This window comes from Pseudooceanicola nanhaiensis DSM 18065 (genome assembly GCF_000688295.1).
Classification (GTDB): domain Bacteria; phylum Pseudomonadota; class Alphaproteobacteria; order Rhodobacterales; family Rhodobacteraceae; genus Pseudooceanicola; species Pseudooceanicola nanhaiensis.
In genome coordinates this window covers 1,818,555-1,833,563 of sequence record NZ_JHZF01000011.1, presented here as the reverse complement: position 1 = coordinate 1,833,563, position 15,009 = coordinate 1,818,555, and the positions used below count along the sequence as shown (strand labels likewise).

Sequence of the window (15,009 nt, the reverse complement as noted above, 5' to 3'; positions counted from 1 at the left end):
GGCCAGCCGGCCGCGGGCGGATTGAAGGATCGCGCCAATCCCGGGGCCCGTTCGAATTGGCGCGATTGTTCAATACCGATCGGCTAGGTTCGGGCATGGGACGCACGGGAGAGCCCGCATGGACGCCTTCGCCAGCACCGGACTTGTCAGCCTGATCCTCGCCGTCATGCGCGAGGCCGATCCCGCGCTGGTCGCGGGCCTGTCCCGTCCCGACCCGATGCGCGGCGCGGTCCTGCCCGAGGCGGTCAAGCGCGACCTCGTCGATGCGATCATGGCGCGGCACGGGCCGGGGCCGCTCCTGTCGATCGGCGCACATCTCGGCCGGGCCGACGAGATGCCGGTCGCCGCGGTGCTGCTGCGCTCGGCGGGGCCCGAGGTGCTCGCCGAGAAGTGGTCGCGGCTGGAGCGCTATCACCACGCGTCCCACCGGACGCGGATCGCGCTGCGGGACGGCTGGGAGTGCACGCGCTACAGCACCGGCGCTCCCGCCTCGGTCGGCGAGAACTGCCTGATCGCGGGACTGCTCCTGGGCCTTCTCCGCGGCATCGGTTGCCGGGAGTGTGCGCTGGTCATCGCGGGCCGCGCGGTGGCGGCCGGGGACCTGCCGCGGGCCGCTCTGCCGGCGGGCGAGACGCTGGAGCGCTTCGGCCTGCGCTGGAGCGGCATCGGCACGGGCGCCGCGCCCTCCGCTCCGGGCGCGCGGGATGTCGCGGATCGGCTCTCCGACCTGCTGGCAGCCGATCCCGGCCGCGGCTGGCGGATCGCGGCGGCCGCGCGCGCGCTCGGCCTGTCGCCCCGGTCGCTGCAACGGCAGCTGGGGCAGGCGGAGCGGACCTTCTCTGGCGTGCTGCGCCGCGCGCGGATGCGGGAGGCGACGCGGCTCCTGACCGGCAGCTCCGCCTCGCTCGCCGAGATCGGCTATTGCTGCGGCTACGCCGATCAGGCGCATTTCCAGCGCGACTTCCTGCGCGCGACCAACACGACGCCCGGCGCCTTCCGCCGGATCGCGGGTTGAGTCGTCCCGCGCCGCCCGTGGCGGTGCACGCGTGCCGGCGGGAGACGGCGACCGCCCGAGGCACGGCGCCCGGACCCGGTCCGGCAGGTGAGCGAAAACTCGCATGTTGCCAGAGGCTTGCGGCCCGGTCCTTGCCGGGACGTCTCCGCCCCGACGCCCGGCCGGGACTTTTCGGGCTTCCCTTTCGTCAGGATCCGGGGTATCGGGACCGCGGACTACATGCAGGAGGCATGCGAATGAAAACGCCAAGGATCCGTTATCGCGCCTGACAAGGGCCGGTCCTTGGTGAGGGTCGGCCATGTGCCACCCCCCGTTCGCATTCCCACATCTTCGCCCTACTGGAGGGCCGCATGTACCGCTTCTTCGAAAACCTCGTCGATCCTTTCACCCGCGTCCCCGACGGCACGCCGCCCGCCACGCTCTGGGCCTTTCTCGGGACCCAGATCGCGCCCTTCCGGCACCTCGTCGTCTGGATCGCGCTCTCCGGCCTGATCGTCGCCCTCATGGAGGGCGGGCTGATCTTCTACGGCGGGCGGCTCATCGACATGATGAACGCCTCGGGCGCGCAGGCGTTCTGGGACGATCACTGGCTCGAGGCCGTGCTCGTCGCGCTCTTCATCCTCGTGCTGCGGCCGGTCTTCATCGGGCTGAACGCGCTCTTTCTCGGGCAGACGCTGTCGTCGAACCTCTCCGAACAGGCGCGGTGGCGGGCGCACAAGCACATGCTCGGCCAGTCGGCCTCGTTCTTCCAGAACGATTTCGCGGGCCGACTGTCGAACCGGGTCATGCAGATGGGCCCGGCGGTGGAGGATTCGATCTACATGGCCTTCGAGGCCCTGTGGTTCGCCGCCGCCTACATGCTGGGCGCCGCGCTGATCCTCGGCGACGTGCATCCGCTGCTGATCGTGCCGCTCGGGATCTGGCTGGTGCTCTACCTCGGCTACACCTGGCGGATCGCGATCCGGACCGCGGATGCCTCGGAACGCCATTCCGACGCGCGGTCGCTCGCCACCGGCCGGGTGGTCGACGCCTATGCCAATATCGAGACGGTGAAGCTGTTTGCTCATGGCGCGAAGGAGGAGGCTTACGCCCTCTCCGCCATGAAGCGGCTGCGGCTCAGGTTCCAAAGGTTCATGCGGCTGATGACCGAGATGACCTTCGGTCTGAACGTGCTGAACGGCCTCTTGATCGTGGGCGTCGTGGCGCCCGCGGTCTGGCTCTGGACCACCGGCGCGGCGACGGTCGGACAGGTCTCGGCCGCGGTGGCGCTGACGATCCGGCTCAACGGGATGTCGGGCTGGATCATGTGGGTCGCGATCCGGCTCTTCGAACATGCCGGCGTGATCCGCGAGGGGCTGCGGTCCATCGCGGTGGAGCCGGGGGTCCGTGACGTGCCCGGCGCGCCTGCGCTGAGCCTTGGCAAGGGCGAGATCCGCTACGAACACGTGACGCACCATTACGGGCGCGGCTACGGCGGGCTGGACGATGTCAGCCTGACGATCCCGGCCGGGCAGAAGGTGGGCCTCGTCGGGCGCTCGGGCGCGGGCAAGTCGAGCCTCGTGAACCTGCTCCTGCGGTTCCGCGACGCCGAGGCCGGACGCATCCTGATCGACGGCCAGGACGTCAGCCGGGTCACGCAGGAATCGCTGCGCCGCCAGATCGGCATGGTCAGCCAGGACAGCTCGCTCCTGCACCGGTCGGTGCGGGCGAACATCCTCTACGGCCGTCCCGGCGCCACCGAGGCCCAGATGGTGCGCGCCGCCGAACGGGCCGAGGCGGCCGGGTTCATCGCGGACCTGCGCGACCCCAAGGGCCGCGCGGGCTATGACGCGCAGGTCGGCGAACGGGGCGTGAAGCTCTCGGGCGGGCAGCGGCAGCGGATCGCGCTGGCGCGGGTCATCCTGAAGGACGCGCCGATCCTGATCCTGGACGAGGCGACCTCGGCGCTCGACTCGGAGGTCGAGGCGTCGATCCAGGAGGCGCTCTATGGCGTGATGCAGGGCAAGACGGTGATCGCCATCGCGCACCGGCTGTCCACCATCGCGCAGATGGACCGGATCGTCGTGCTCGACCGGGGGCGGGTGGCCGAGGACGGCAGCCACGAGGCGCTGCTCGAGCGCGGCGGCATCTACGCCGAACTCTGGGCGCGGCAATCGGGCGGCTTCCTCGGCACCGACCTGCAACAGGGGGCGGCGGAATAGGCCGCCCCTTGACTTGAGACCCCCCGAGGCGCGGGATGGCGGGCAGGAGGTGCCCGCCATGCCAAATCCCCTCACCATCGCCATCACCGCCCCCGGCCAGATGGGCGCCGGCATCGGCGCCCGTCTCACCGCGCAGGGCTGCCGGGTCATCGTGCCGCTCGAGGATCGCTCGCAGGCCAGCCTCGACCGGGCGCGCAGGGCCGGGATGGTCCATGCCGGCTGGGACGAGCTGGGGCAGGCGGACATGATCCTGTCCATCGTCTCTCCGGAATACGCCGAGCGCACCGCCGAGCGCGTCGCCGCCGCCAACCCCGGGGCGCGGGCGATCTATGCCGAGCTCAACGCCATCACGCCCGAGCGCGCCCTGCGCATCCAGAAGATCGCCGAGGGCGCGGGTCTTGGCTTCACCGACGGCGGGATCATCGGCCCGCCGCCCTCGGACAGTGCCGACCCGGTGCTCTACCTCTCGGGCCCGGCCGCGGCCGAGGCTGCCGGGCTCCGGGCCTACGGTCTCAGGACGGAGGTGCTGCATGGCCCGGTGGGCGAGGCCTCGGCGCTGAAGCTCTCCTATGCCGGGATCACCAAGGGTCTGGCCGCGCTCGGCGCGACCATGATGCTCGCCGCGGCCCGCGCGGGCGTCGAAGAGCAGCTGATGGCCGAGCTCGGGGTCAGCCAGTCGGCGCTGGCGCAGGGGTTCTCCCGGTCGATCCCCGGCATGCTGCCGAAGTCCGGCCGCTGGGTCAGCGAGATGCACGAGATCGCCGATTTCATCGGCGCCGATTTCCCCGAGCACGGCATCTACCGCGGCGTGGCAGCTCTGTATGAACGGCTTTTCGATGCCCATCTCGCGGATGGCGAGGAGGCCGAAACGCTCCGGGATCTCGTCGGGCGCTGAGGCGTCACGAGACCGCGGCCGACGCTGGAAAAGACCCGCCGCCCCGTCCGGCCGATGTATCGCCCGGCGAGGCGTCCCCGGCGCGCGCATGGATCGCACGCGGCGGCGAGGGGCAGGGCGCCGCCCCCCTCACCCCTTGCCGGTGACCTTCGCCAGCGCCGGAAAGTACTCCGCCCCGAAGCCGGCCGCCTTCGACACGTCCAGCCGCGCCTTTGCCAGTTCCGCGCCGGGCGCCGCGATCCCGGCCTCGCGGGCGAGGTCGAGCGCGTAGCTCACGTCCTTCAGCGCGTAGTCGGTCGGGAAGGCGCCCTCCGGAAAATTGCCGGGCAGCATCGCCTTCATGCCGTGATTCCTGAGCGCGAAGCTGTCGGCCGAGCCCTTCGAGAGCACCCGGAACAGCAGCTCCGGGTCCATCCCGGCCGAGGTGCCGAGCGCCAGCGCCTCGGACAGCGCGACCACCGTCTCGAACAGCACCATGTTGTTGAGGATCTTCGCGACCTGTCCGCAGCCGAGCGGGCCGCAATGGGTCACCTCCTCGGCGGCATGGGCCAGCCAGTGTTCCACCCGGTGGAACTGCGCATCCGTCCCGCCCACCATGATCGACAGCGTGCCATCCTCGGCCGCGGCGCGGGTGCGGGCGACGGGCGCGTCGACCCATTCGATCCCGCGCCCCGCCAGGTCACCGGCGATCTCGCGCGTCAGGCCGACCGGCGCGGTGGTCATGTCGACGACCAGCAGCCCCGCCCGCCCGCGTTCGAGGATGCCGCCGGGGCCGCGGGCCACCGCGTCGAGCTGCGGACCGCCGGGCAGCGACAGGAACAGGATGTCGACCTCGGCCGCGAGCTCCCCGACCGAGCCCGCGGGCCGGGCGCCGTACTCCGCCAGCCGCTGCATCGGGGCGGGCGACAGGTCGAAGACCTGCGCCGTCGCTCCGGACTTCGTCACGATGTTGCGGCAGATGGGCTCTCCCATCACGCCGAGCCCCGCGAAACCGATCGTCTCCATGCGCACCTCCTCGCTGCTGCGCCGAGCTAGCCGGTCGCGGTCCGCGAAGGCAACAGGCGCCTCAGCGCTTTTCAGATGCGAGGTCGGCGAGGATCGGGCAATCGGGCCGCGCGTCGCCGTGGCAGGCCTCGACCAGCCCGCCGAGCGTGTCGCGCATCGCCTCCAGCTCGGCGATCTTGGTCTCGATCCGCGCGAGGTGGCCGAGCGCGATCTCGCGCACCTCGGCGGAGCTGCGGGCACGGTCGTCGTAGAGGGCGAGCAGCGCGCGACAATCCTCGATCGAGAAGCCGAGCGATCGTGCCCGCCCGAGGAAGGCCAGCGTATGGGTGTCGGTGTCCGAATAGTCGCGGTAGCCGTTGTCCTGCCGGGCGGGCGCGATCAACCCGATCGTCTCGTAATACCGGATGGTCTTGGCGGGCAGGCCGGTTCGCTCCGCGGCCTCCTTGATGTTCATGGCATCACCTCCGCATTCGTCACGACCGGTTCCGGCCGTGTCCCCGACATCGAGATCGGCGCCGGGATCAGCCGCAGCCGCAGCGCGTTGCCCAGCACGAAGAGCGAGGACAGCGCCATCGCGCCCGCCGCCAGCATGGGTGAGAGCATCCAGCCGAAGGCCGGGTAGAGCAGCCCCGCCGCGACCGGGATCAGCAGCACGTTGTAGCCGAAGGCCCAGACGAGGTTCTGCCGGATGTTGGCCATCACGCGGGCCGAGACCTCCTGCGCGGTCACCACGCCCAGCGGGTCGCCGGACATCAGCACCACGTCGGCGCTTTCGATGGCGACGTCGGTGCCGGTGCCGATGGCGATGCCCACCTCGGCCCGGGCGAGCGCCGGGGCGTCGTTGATCCCGTCGCCGACGAAGGCGACCGGGCCGTGGGTCAGGCGCAGGGCGTCGACCGCCTCGGGCTTGTCGCCCGGCAGCAGTTCGGCCCGGACCTCATCGACCCCGAGCGCCGCGCCGACCGCACGGCCGCTCGCCGCGGTATCGCCGGTGAGCAGCGCCACCCGGATGCCGCGGGCCCGCAGCGCCGAGACGGCCGCGGCGGCCGAGGGCTTCACCTCGTCCGCCACGCCGATCAGCGCCGCGATCTCGCCGTCGAGCGCGACGTAGACCGGCGTGCCGCCGCGCCCGGCGAGGTTCTCGGCGGCGAGCGACAGGGCCGAGGTGTCGATCCCCTCGCGCCGCATCATCCGGCTCGCGCCGATCAGCACCTCGCGCTCCCCGACGAGGGCCGAAAGGCCGAAACCGGGATCGGCGGTGATTTCGGTCGCCTCGGGCAGGTCGGTCACGCCCCGGCGCGCCGCCTCTTCTGCCACCGCGCGGGCCAGCGGGTGCTCGGACCCGGCCTCGGCCGCGGCCGCGAGGCGCAGGACCTCGGTGACGCCGATCCCGCCCGCGGTCGTCACGTCGGTCACGACCGGGCGCCCCTCGGTCAGGGTGCCGGTCTTGTCGAAGGCCACGACCTTCACGCCCTGCAGGGTCTGGAGCGCGTCGCCCCGGCGGAACAGCACGCCGAGCGCGGCGGCCCGGCCCGACCCCACGACGATCGAGGTGGGCGTGGCCAGCCCCATGGCGCAGGGGCAGGCGATGATGAGCACCGCGACGGCCGCGGTCAGGGCGGCGGGCAGGGAGGGGCCGAAGACGAGCCAGCCGAGGAAGGTGAGCGTCGCGGCGACCAGCACGGCCGGCACGAACCAGCGCGTCACCTGATCGACGAGCGACTGGATCGGCAGGCGGGTGGCCTGCGCGTCCTCCACCATGGCGACGATGCGGGCCAGCGCGGTGTCGCGGCCGACCTTCTCGGCCCGCAGGCGCAGGGCGCCGGTGCCGTTCACGGTGCCGCCGGTCACGGGCGCGCCCTCGGACTTGGCGACGGGGATCGGCTCCCCGGTCAACATGCTCTCGTCGATATGGCTCGCCCCGGACAGGACCACGCCGTCGACCGGCACCGTCTCGCCCGGGCGCAGGATCACCACGTCCCCGACCGCGACCGCATCGACCGCGATCTCCGAGACCGTGCCGTCGCGTTCCACCCGCGCGGTGCGCGGGCGCAGGCCGATGAGCTTGCGGATCGCGGCACCGGCGCGGCCCTTGGCGCGCGCTTCCAGCCAGCGGCCGAGCAGGATCAGCACCACGATCACGGCGGCGGATTCGAAATAGACCGCGCGTGCCGTCTCGGGCAGCAGGCCGGGCGCGAAGGTGACGACGGTGGAATAGCCCCATGCGGCCAGCGTGCCGATGGCGACGAGGGAGTTCATCTCGGGCGCGCGGCGCAGGAGCGCGGGCAGGCCGATGCGCAGGAACCGCAGCCCGGGTCCGAAGAGCACGGCCGAGGTCAGCAGGAACTGGATCACCCGCCAGCTCTGCATCCCGACCGTCTGTTCGATCCAGTGATGCAGGGGCGCGTAGAGGTGTCCGCCCATCTCGCCCAGGAAGACCGGCAGGGCGAGCAGTGCGGCGATCAGGGTGGCGCGCTTGAGCGCCTGCGCCTCGGTCGCCTTGCGGTCCTCGATCGGTGCCATCTCGTCCTTCGGCGCGGCGGGGTAGCCGGCGGCCGTGCTGGCGGCGGCGATGTCGGCGGGCAGGACCGCGCCCTCCAGATAGCGGACGGTGGCGGTTTCGGTCGCGACGTTCACCTCGGCCGAGACCACGCCCGGCAGCGCCTCCATCGCGCGCGACACGCGGCCCGCGCAGCCGGCACAGGACATGCCCTCGATGCCGAAGCGCGCCTCGGCGCGGCGGGCGGGGTAGCCGGCCCTGTCCAGCGCCTCGGCCAGCCCGGCCGGAGAGGCGGGGTCCGCGAAACTGACGCGCGCCGTCTCGGCGGCGAGGTTCACCCGCGCGCCGGTGACGCCCGGAACGGCCGCCAGGGCGCGTTCGGCGCGGCCCGCGCATCCGGCGCAGGTCATGTTGTCGATGTGAATGTCGAGGTCCTGCATGGGCACTCCTGAAGATCGCGCGAGTCGGAAAAACGGCGCTCGACGGCCCACATAGGGATTCCAGTGACTGGAAGGTCAAGACGGTCTGCCCATTTTTCCATTCGGAAACGGATGCCGGGTTAGGAATACCGGGGGGGAAGGCTTGCAATGCCCTTCCGATCTGGCGCAGGCTCGGTCGAAACGCGCCACAGGCGCCACCCCAACCTGCCCGAGGTATGCATGGCCGCTGAGCTGAGCCCTCCGTTTTTCGACGGACACAACGACACTGTTCTCAAGATTCTCATGGACAAGGCACGTGTCGCGGACATCGTTCAGGGCTACGACTCCGGCCATATCGACCTGCCGCGCGCCCGTGCCGGCGGGTTCGGCGGCGGCTTCTTCGCGATCTTCGTGCCAAGCCCGCGTGGCAGCGCCGACCGCATGGAGGAGGCGCAGCCCGGCGGCTACGACTTCCCGCTGCCGGAGATGCTCGACCAGGCCTACGCGCTCGACTTCGTGAACCGCGGCTTCGAGGTCTTCGCCGATCTCGAAAGCGCGGGCGCCATCACCATCTGCCGCAGCGCGGGCGAGGTGGGGGTCGCGCTCGACAGCGACCGGATGGCCGCGGTGATCCATATCGAGGGCGCCGAGGCGATCGGTCCCGACTGCGCCGAGCTCGAGGATTTCCATGCCCGGGGCCTCAGGTCGCTGGGCCCGGTCTGGTCGCGCCCGACGATCTTCGGGGAGGGGGTGCCGTTCCGCTATCCCTCGACCGGCGACATCGGCAACGGGCTGACAGAGGCCGGCAAGCGGCTGGTGAAGGAATGCAACCGGCTGAAGATCATGATCGACCTCAGCCACCTGAACGAGAAGGGGATGGACGACGTCGCCGCGCTGTCGGATGCGCCGCTGGTCGCCACCCATTCCAATGCCTACGAGATCTGTCCGCACGCCCGCAACCTGACCGACCGCCAGCTGCGCCAGATCGCCGAGAGCGACGGCATGGTCGGGATCAACCTCGCCTCGGGCTTCCTGCGCCCCGACGGCCGCATGGCGTCGGATTTCGGGCTTGACGTGCTGCTGCGTCACCTTGACCATCTGATCAATATCGTCGGCGAGGACCGGGTCGGGCTCGGCTCGGATTTCGACGGCGCGCTGGTGCCGAAGGACATCGGCGATTGTGCCGGCCTGCCCAATCTGCGGGCGGCGATGACGGATCACGGCGTCGATGCGGCGCTGATGACGAAATTGACCCACGGAAACTGGTTGCGCGTGATGCGCAAGACGTGGGGAGAGTGATCGGCGCAAAGCCGACGACGTACAACCAACTGGGAGACTACAGATGAAACACCTCCGAAGCCTGACCGCGATGGCGCTCGGCGCCGCCCTGCTCGGCTCCACCGCGCCGCTGTCGCTGGCCGCGACGCCCGACAACATGCTGGTGATCGCGAACCGCATCGACGACATGAAGACCTTCGACCCGGCCGAAAGCTTCGAATTCGCCGGCGCCGACGTGTCGCGCAACGTCTACGAGAAGCTCGTCAACTTCGACCCGATGGACCTCGAGGCCGGCTACCAACCGCAGGTCGCGGAAAGCTGGGAGCTGTCCGAGGACGGCAAGACCATCACCTTCACCATCGCCGACGGGCATGTCTTCTCGACCGGCAACCCGGTGACGGCCGAGGACGTGGCCTTCTCGCTCCAGCGCGCCGTGAAGCTGAACAAGACGCCGTCCTTCATCCTGACGCAGTTCGGCTTCACCCCCGAGAACGTGGAGGAGATGGTCAAGGTCACCGGCGAGAACACCGTCGAGGTGACGCTCGACAAGCCCTACGCGCTGTCCTTCGTGCTGAACTGCCTGACCGCCACCATCGGCGGCATCGTGGACAAGACCGCAGCGATGGAGAACGAGGTCGACGGCGACATGGGCAGCGAGTGGCTGCGCACCAACACCGCGGGCTCGGGCCCCTACAAGGTCGCCTCCTACAAGCCCAACGAAAGCGTCATGCTCGACCTCAACCCGAACTATCACGGCGAGACGCCGGCGATGGAGCGGGTCGTGGTCCAGCACATCCAGGAAAGCGCCACGCAGCGCCTGATGCTGGAACGCGGTGACATCGACGTGGCGCGGAACCTCTCGCCCGAGGATGTCGCGGGCCTCGACGGGGTCGAGGGCGTGAAGGTCGTCGACGAACTGCGCGGCCGCCTGATGTACTTCTCGGCCAACCAGAAGGTCGAGATGCTGGCCGATCCGAAGGTGCTCGAAGCGCTGAAATACGCGGTCGATTACCAGGGCATGGCCGACAGCTTCCTGACCGGCCAGTACACGGTCCACCAGGCGTTCCTGCCCAAGACCTTCCTCGGCGCGCTCGAGGATCAGCCCTATTCCTACGACATGGACAAGGCCAAGGCGGCGCTTGCCGAATCCGGCTTCCCGGACTGCGGCCCGATCAAGATCTCGGTGCGCGACGCGCAGGACCGCATGGACATCGGCCAGTCGCTGCAGAACACCTGGGGCCAGCTGGGCTGCGACGTCGAACTGATCGTCGGCACCGGGGCGCAGACGCTCGACCGCTACCGCGCGCGCGAGCACGACGTCTACCTCGGCGCCTGGGGCCCGGATTACCCGGACCCGAACACCAATGCCGCGACCTTCGCCGAGAACCCCGACAACTCGGACGAGGCGGGCAACACCGGCTACCTGACCTGGCGGAACGCCTGGGACATCCCCGAGATGTCGCAGAAGACGCAGGCCGCGGTGGTCGAGAACGACACCGAGAAGCGCGCCGAGATGTACCGCGAGATCCAGGCCGAGCATCAGCAGACCGGGCCCTTCGGCGTGATGTTCCAGCAGATCGAACAGAACGCCATGGACGAGAGCGTCGAGAATTTCGTCGCGGGTGGCGCAACGACAGCGGTGTCCTACTGGGTCATCACGAAGTAAGAGGCGCGGAATCGCGAATCTTCTCGAACGGGCGGCACGTGTCGCCCGTTTCAGCTTGGGACGGGTGCCTGGCGGTGTACACTCTGCCGATGACCGGTCCCGGCGCTGACCTCGGAGGCCCTCCATGACATCAACCGAAACGCACGCCCCGCGACGACAGATCATGCCGAAATGGCTGAAGCGGGTGCTCGGGACGGCGGCGACCATCTCGGTCACGCTGCTCGGCCTGCTCTTCGTCACCTTCATGATCGGCCGCGTCATGCCGATCGACCCGGTCCTCGCCGTGGTGGGCGAACGCGCCAGCCAGGCGCAATACGACGCGGTCTACCAGGAACTCGGGCTCGACAAGCCGCTGCTCGTGCAGTTCGGCATCTACATCACCGACGTGCTGCAGGGCGATTTCGGCCGCTCGATCCGCACCGGGATGCCGGTCTCCGACGACATCGCCCGCGTCTTCCCGGCCACGCTGGAACTGGCGACGCTCGGCACGCTGCTCGGCGTCTTCCTCGGCGTCCCGCTCGGCGTGATCGCGGCGGTCAAGCGGGGGTCCTGGATCGACCAGACGGCGCGGCTCGTGGGGCTGGTCGGCTACTCGATGCCGATCTTCTGGCTCGGCCTGATGGGGCTTCTAGTCTTCTACGGCATCCTCGGCTGGGTCGCGGGGCCGGGCCGTGTCGACATCTTCTACGACGGGATCGTCGAGCCGATCACCGGGATGCTGCTGCTCGACTCCGCGCTGCGGGGCGAATGGGACGTCTTCCGGAACGCCTTTTCCCACATCGTGCTGCCGGCCTGCCTGCTGGGCTATTTCAGCCTCGCCTACATCAGCCGGATGACGCGGAGCTTCATGCTCGAACAGCTCTCGTCCGAATACATCACCACCGCGCGGGTCAAGGGCCTGAGCGAATGGCACGTCATCTGGCGCCACGCCTTCCGCAACATCCGCATCCAGCTGATCACCGTGATCGCGCTGTCCTACGCCAACCTGCTGGAGGGCTCGGTCCTGACCGAGATCATCTTCGCCTGGCCCGGCATCGGCAGCTACATCACCGTCTCGCTGCTGGCCAACGACATGAACGCCGTGCTCGGCGGGACCGTCGTGATCGGCGTGATCTTCGTGGGTCTGAACCTGTTCTCGGACCTCCTCTACCGCTTCTTTGATCCGAGGTCGAAATGAGCACCGCGACCGAACCCTCCACCCTCAAGGCCTGGCTGCTGGCCGAGGAACCGACCTCGCGCCGGCAGGCGCGCGCCGCCTCCGTCTACCAGGGCTGGCTCACCATGCGTGGCAACACGCTGACGATGATCGGCCTCGGGATCCTGATCTTCCTGATCCTCTGCGCCATCTTCGCGCCGCTCCTGGCGACGGAGAATCCCTTCGCCCAGGACCTCGCGAACCGGCTGAAGCCGCCGGGGTGGGAGGGGCATATCTTCGGCACCGACTCGCTTGGCCGGGACATCTATTCCCGGCTGCTCTACGGCGCCCGGATCTCGATCTACATCGTGCTGCTGGTGGCCGCCGTCGCGCCGCTGGTCGGCCTGATGATCGGCACCATCGCGGGGTATGTCGGCGGCGTCACGGACACCGTCCTGATGCGCGCGACGGACATCTTCCTCGCCTTCCCGCGCCTCGTGCTGGCGCTGGCCTTCGTCGCCGCGCTCGGCGCGGGGATCGAGAACGCGGTGCTGGCCATCGCGCTGACCGCCTGGCCGCCCTATGCCCGGATCGCCCGGGCCGAGACGCTGACGATCCGCAACTCCGACTTCATCGCCGCCGTGCGCCTGCAGGGCGCGGGCCCGATCCGGATCATCGTCCGGCACATCTGGCCGCTCTGCATCTCGTCCCTGATCGTGCGGGTGACGCTCGACATGGCGGGGATCATCCTGACCGCCGCCGGTCTCGGCTTCCTCGGCCTCGGCGCGCAGCCGCCCAGCCCGGAATGGGGCGCGATGGTCGCGGAGGGGCGGAAGTACATCCTCGACTACTGGTGGGTGGCGACGATCCCGGGCCTCGCGATCTTCTCGCTGTCGCTGGCGTTCAACCTGATCGGCGACGGGCTGCGGGATGTCCTCGATCCGAAAGGGGGCGAATGATGGCATTGGCACTCCGCTCGATCCGTGTTGGCCTGGCCCCCGGCCAGGCCGCGCCCTCCCTCCCCCCCGGGAGGGCGCACTCTGACCGCCCGCACCGAACCACCGAGATGCAGCACGACGCCGCCATGCCGACCTCGAACCATGGCCGCCCACCCGAGGGAGGGCGCGGCCCTTCGCTCTCCAGCACGGAGGTCGCGGCATGACCGATACCCTGCTCGACGTCGAAAACCTCTGGGTGAAATTTCCGACCCGCTCCGGCGTCTTCGACGCCGTCCGCGGCATCTCCTTCACCCTGGGCCGCGAACGGCTCGGCATCGTCGGCGAATCCGGCTCGGGCAAGTCGATGACCGGCCGCGCCATCCTGCGCCTGATCCGCCCCCCCGGGAAGATCGAGGCCGACCGGCTGGTGATGACCGGCACCGACGTGCTGAAAGCCTCCGAGAAGCAGATGCGCTCACTTCGGGGCCACCATGCCTCGATGATCATGCAGGACCCCAAGTTCTCGCTGAACCCGGTGATGACCGTGGGCCAGCAGATCACCGAGGCCCTGATGACGCACGAGAAGGTCTCCACCAGGGTCGCCCGCCAGAAGGCGCTCGAGATGCTCGACGCGGTGGCGATCCGCAACCCCGAGCGGGTGCTCGACCTCTACCCGCACGAGGTCTCGGGCGGCATGGGCCAGCGCATCATGATCGCGATGATGCTGATCCCGGACCCCGAGATCCTGATCGCGGACGAGCCGACCTCGGCGCTCGACGTCTCGGTGCAGCTCCAGGTGCTCGAGATCATGAACAAGCTCGTGTCGGACCGCGGCATGGGGCTGATCTTCATCAGCCACGACCTGAACCTCGTGTCGAACTTCTGCGACCGGATCGTCATCATGTACGCCGGCCGCATCGTCGAGGTCTGCGAGGCCGGCCGGCTGCACGAGGCGCAGCATCCCTACACCCGCGGCCTGCTGAACGCGGTGCCCAACCTGCAATCCCCGCGCGACCGGCTGGAGGTGCTGAAACGCGACCCCGCCTGGCGCGAGGCCCCCTCCGTGAGTGCCCGCCTATGAGTGCCATCGAGATCAACGACCTCAACGTCTGGTTCGGCGAGGGTCCGGACCGCAACGACGCGGTGAAACACGTCTCCTTCTCGGTCCCCGAGGGCGAGAGCTTCGGCCTCGTCGGCGAAAGCGGGTCGGGCAAGTCCACCGTGCTGCGGGCGATCACCGGCCTCGTGCCCACATGGCAGGGCGGCATCCATGTGCAGGGCCGCCCGCTGGGGCGCAAGCGCGACAAGACGTTCTACAAGAACGTCCAGATGGTCTTCCAGGACCCCTATGCCTCGCTGCACCCGCGGATGACGGTGGACCAGGTCCTGTCCGAAGCGCTCCAGCTGCACGGCTTCAAGGAGATCGACTCGCGCATCGAGACGCTGCTGCGCGACGTCGGCCTCGGCCCGGGCTTCCGCTTCCGTTACCCGCACCAGCTCTCGGGCGGGCAGCGCCAGCGCGTCGCCATCGCCCGGGCGCTGGCGCCCGAGCCGAAGATCCTGCTGCTGGACGAGCCGACCTCGGCGCTCGACGTCTCGGTGCAGGCCGAGATCCTGAACCTGCTGACGGACCTCCGCGCCGAGCGGCACCTGACCTACGTGATGGTCAGCCACGACCTCGGCGTGGTGGGCCACATGTGCGGACAGGTCGCGGTCATGCAGCACGGCGAGATCGTCGAGGAACTGGGCGTCGCCGACATGCGCCAGCTCAAGGCAGAGCACGATTACACGCAGCACCTGCTGGACAGCTCGCTCCGTTCGATCCGCTGAGCCTGCGATCCCGGGATGCGCGTCATCTGCAACGTCGGGCACCTCGGGGCCATCGCCGGACAGACGCTTCCGTTTGAAGCGACGGACAATCCCCGCCCCCGCTTTCCTCTGGTTCATGTATCCTCGG

12 protein-coding genes are annotated in these 15,009 nt (G+C 69.7%); 9 read left to right on the top strand and 3 right to left on the bottom strand.

Annotation, left to right across the window (positions count from 1 at the left end):
• Positions 1-118: 118 nt before the first annotated feature.
• The 3 genes from Q344_RS25110 (at position 119) to Q344_RS0109950 (ending at position 4,111) form a co-directional block, all read left to right on the top strand.
• Positions 119-1,015, top strand: a complete 897-nt coding sequence (locus tag Q344_RS25110; RefSeq protein ID WP_028286561.1) for a helix-turn-helix transcriptional regulator — start codon at positions 119-121, stop codon at positions 1,013-1,015.
• 350 nt (positions 1,016-1,365) lie between these two features.
• Positions 1,366-3,216, top strand: a complete 1,851-nt coding sequence (locus Q344_RS0109955) for an ABC transporter ATP-binding protein (protein WP_028286560.1) — start codon at positions 1,366-1,368, stop codon at positions 3,214-3,216.
• Positions 3,217-3,274: 58 nt separating this feature from the next.
• Positions 3,275-4,111, top strand: a complete 837-nt coding sequence (locus tag Q344_RS0109950) for an NAD(P)-dependent oxidoreductase (protein ID WP_028286559.1) — start codon at positions 3,275-3,277, stop codon at positions 4,109-4,111.
• Between the two features lie 129 nt (positions 4,112-4,240).
• Here Q344_RS0109950 and Q344_RS0109945 read toward each other — a convergent pair whose 3' ends face one another.
• The 3 genes from Q344_RS0109945 to Q344_RS0109935 all read right to left on the bottom strand — a co-directional run bounded on the left by Q344_RS0109945 (position 4,241) and on the right by Q344_RS0109935 (position 8,056).
• Positions 4,241-5,116 carry an NAD(P)-dependent oxidoreductase gene (locus Q344_RS0109945; protein WP_028286558.1) on the bottom strand — a complete coding sequence of 292 codons (876 nt, stop codon included), beginning with the start codon at positions 5,114-5,116 and terminating at the stop codon, positions 4,241-4,243.
• Positions 5,117-5,177: 61 nt separating this feature from the next.
• On the bottom strand, positions 5,178-5,570 hold the full coding sequence (gene cueR, locus Q344_RS0109940; RefSeq protein ID WP_028286557.1) for a Cu(I)-responsive transcriptional regulator: 393 nt from the start codon (positions 5,568-5,570) through the stop codon (positions 5,178-5,180).
• A complete protein-coding gene (locus Q344_RS0109935; RefSeq protein WP_036538562.1) occupies positions 5,567-8,056 on the bottom strand; it encodes a heavy metal translocating P-type ATPase in 2,490 nt (829 codons plus the stop codon). Before Q344_RS0109935 ends, cueR begins: the two co-directional genes overlap by 4 nt.
• Before the next feature lie 219 nt (positions 8,057-8,275).
• Here Q344_RS0109935 and Q344_RS0109930 point away from each other — a divergent pair, with 219 nt between their 5' ends.
• The 6 genes from Q344_RS0109930 to Q344_RS0109905 all read left to right on the top strand — a co-directional run bounded on the left by Q344_RS0109930 (position 8,276) and on the right by Q344_RS0109905 (position 14,882).
• Positions 8,276-9,334 carry a dipeptidase gene (locus Q344_RS0109930; protein ID WP_028286555.1) on the top strand — a complete coding sequence of 353 codons (1,059 nt, stop codon included), beginning with the start codon at positions 8,276-8,278 and terminating at the stop codon, positions 9,332-9,334.
• Positions 9,335-9,377: 43 nt separating this feature from the next.
• Positions 9,378-10,979: an ABC transporter substrate-binding protein gene (locus Q344_RS0109925; RefSeq protein ID WP_028286554.1), complete on the top strand. Its 1,602-nt coding sequence runs from the start codon at positions 9,378-9,380 to the stop codon at positions 10,977-10,979.
• Between the two features lie 124 nt (positions 10,980-11,103).
• The gene (locus tag Q344_RS0109920) at positions 11,104-12,156 is read left to right on the top strand and encodes an ABC transporter permease (protein WP_028286553.1); all 1,053 of its coding nucleotides are present in this window, start codon (positions 11,104-11,106) and stop codon (positions 12,154-12,156) included.
• Positions 12,153-13,073, top strand: coding sequence for an ABC transporter permease (locus Q344_RS0109915; protein WP_028286552.1), 921 nt, complete (start codon positions 12,153-12,155; stop codon positions 13,071-13,073). Before Q344_RS0109920 ends, Q344_RS0109915 begins: the two co-directional genes overlap by 4 nt.
• Positions 13,074-13,272: 199 nt before the next feature.
• Positions 13,273-14,133, top strand: a complete 861-nt coding sequence (locus tag Q344_RS0109910) for an ABC transporter ATP-binding protein (RefSeq protein ID WP_028286551.1) — start codon at positions 13,273-13,275, stop codon at positions 14,131-14,133.
• Entirely contained in the window at positions 14,130-14,882 is a 753-nt protein-coding gene (locus Q344_RS0109905; protein ID WP_028286550.1) for an ABC transporter ATP-binding protein, read from the top strand. Before Q344_RS0109910 ends, Q344_RS0109905 begins: the two co-directional genes overlap by 4 nt.
• The last annotated feature ends 127 nt before the right edge of the window (positions 14,883-15,009 follow it).

Bases quoted from the DNA above. Each gene is read 5' to 3' on its own strand.
- Q344_RS25110 (WP_028286561.1), top strand. From the start codon at position 119: ATGGACGCCTTCGCCAGCACCGGACTTGTCAGCCTGATCCTCGCCGTC.
- Q344_RS0109935 (WP_036538562.1), bottom strand. From the start codon at position 8,056: ATGCAGGACCTCGACATTCACATCGACAACATGACCTGCGCCGGATGC.
- Q344_RS0109930 (WP_028286555.1), top strand. From the start codon at position 8,276: ATGGCCGCTGAGCTGAGCCCTCCGTTTTTCGACGGACACAACGACACT.
- Q344_RS0109955 (WP_028286560.1), top strand. From the start codon at position 1,366: ATGTACCGCTTCTTCGAAAACCTCGTCGATCCTTTCACCCGCGTCCCC.
- Q344_RS0109905 (WP_028286550.1), top strand. From the start codon at position 14,130: ATGAGTGCCATCGAGATCAACGACCTCAACGTCTGGTTCGGCGAGGGT.
- Q344_RS0109915 (WP_028286552.1), top strand. From the start codon at position 12,153: ATGAGCACCGCGACCGAACCCTCCACCCTCAAGGCCTGGCTGCTGGCC.
- Q344_RS0109910 (WP_028286551.1), top strand. From the start codon at position 13,273: ATGACCGATACCCTGCTCGACGTCGAAAACCTCTGGGTGAAATTTCCG.
- Q344_RS0109945 (WP_028286558.1), bottom strand. From the start codon at position 5,116: ATGGAGACGATCGGTTTCGCGGGGCTCGGCGTGATGGGAGAGCCCATC.
- Q344_RS0109950 (WP_028286559.1), top strand. From the start codon at position 3,275: ATGCCAAATCCCCTCACCATCGCCATCACCGCCCCCGGCCAGATGGGC.
- cueR (WP_028286557.1), bottom strand. From the start codon at position 5,570: ATGAACATCAAGGAGGCCGCGGAGCGAACCGGCCTGCCCGCCAAGACC.
- Q344_RS0109920 (WP_028286553.1), top strand. From the start codon at position 11,104: ATGACATCAACCGAAACGCACGCCCCGCGACGACAGATCATGCCGAAA.
- Q344_RS0109925 (WP_028286554.1), top strand. From the start codon at position 9,378: ATGAAACACCTCCGAAGCCTGACCGCGATGGCGCTCGGCGCCGCCCTG.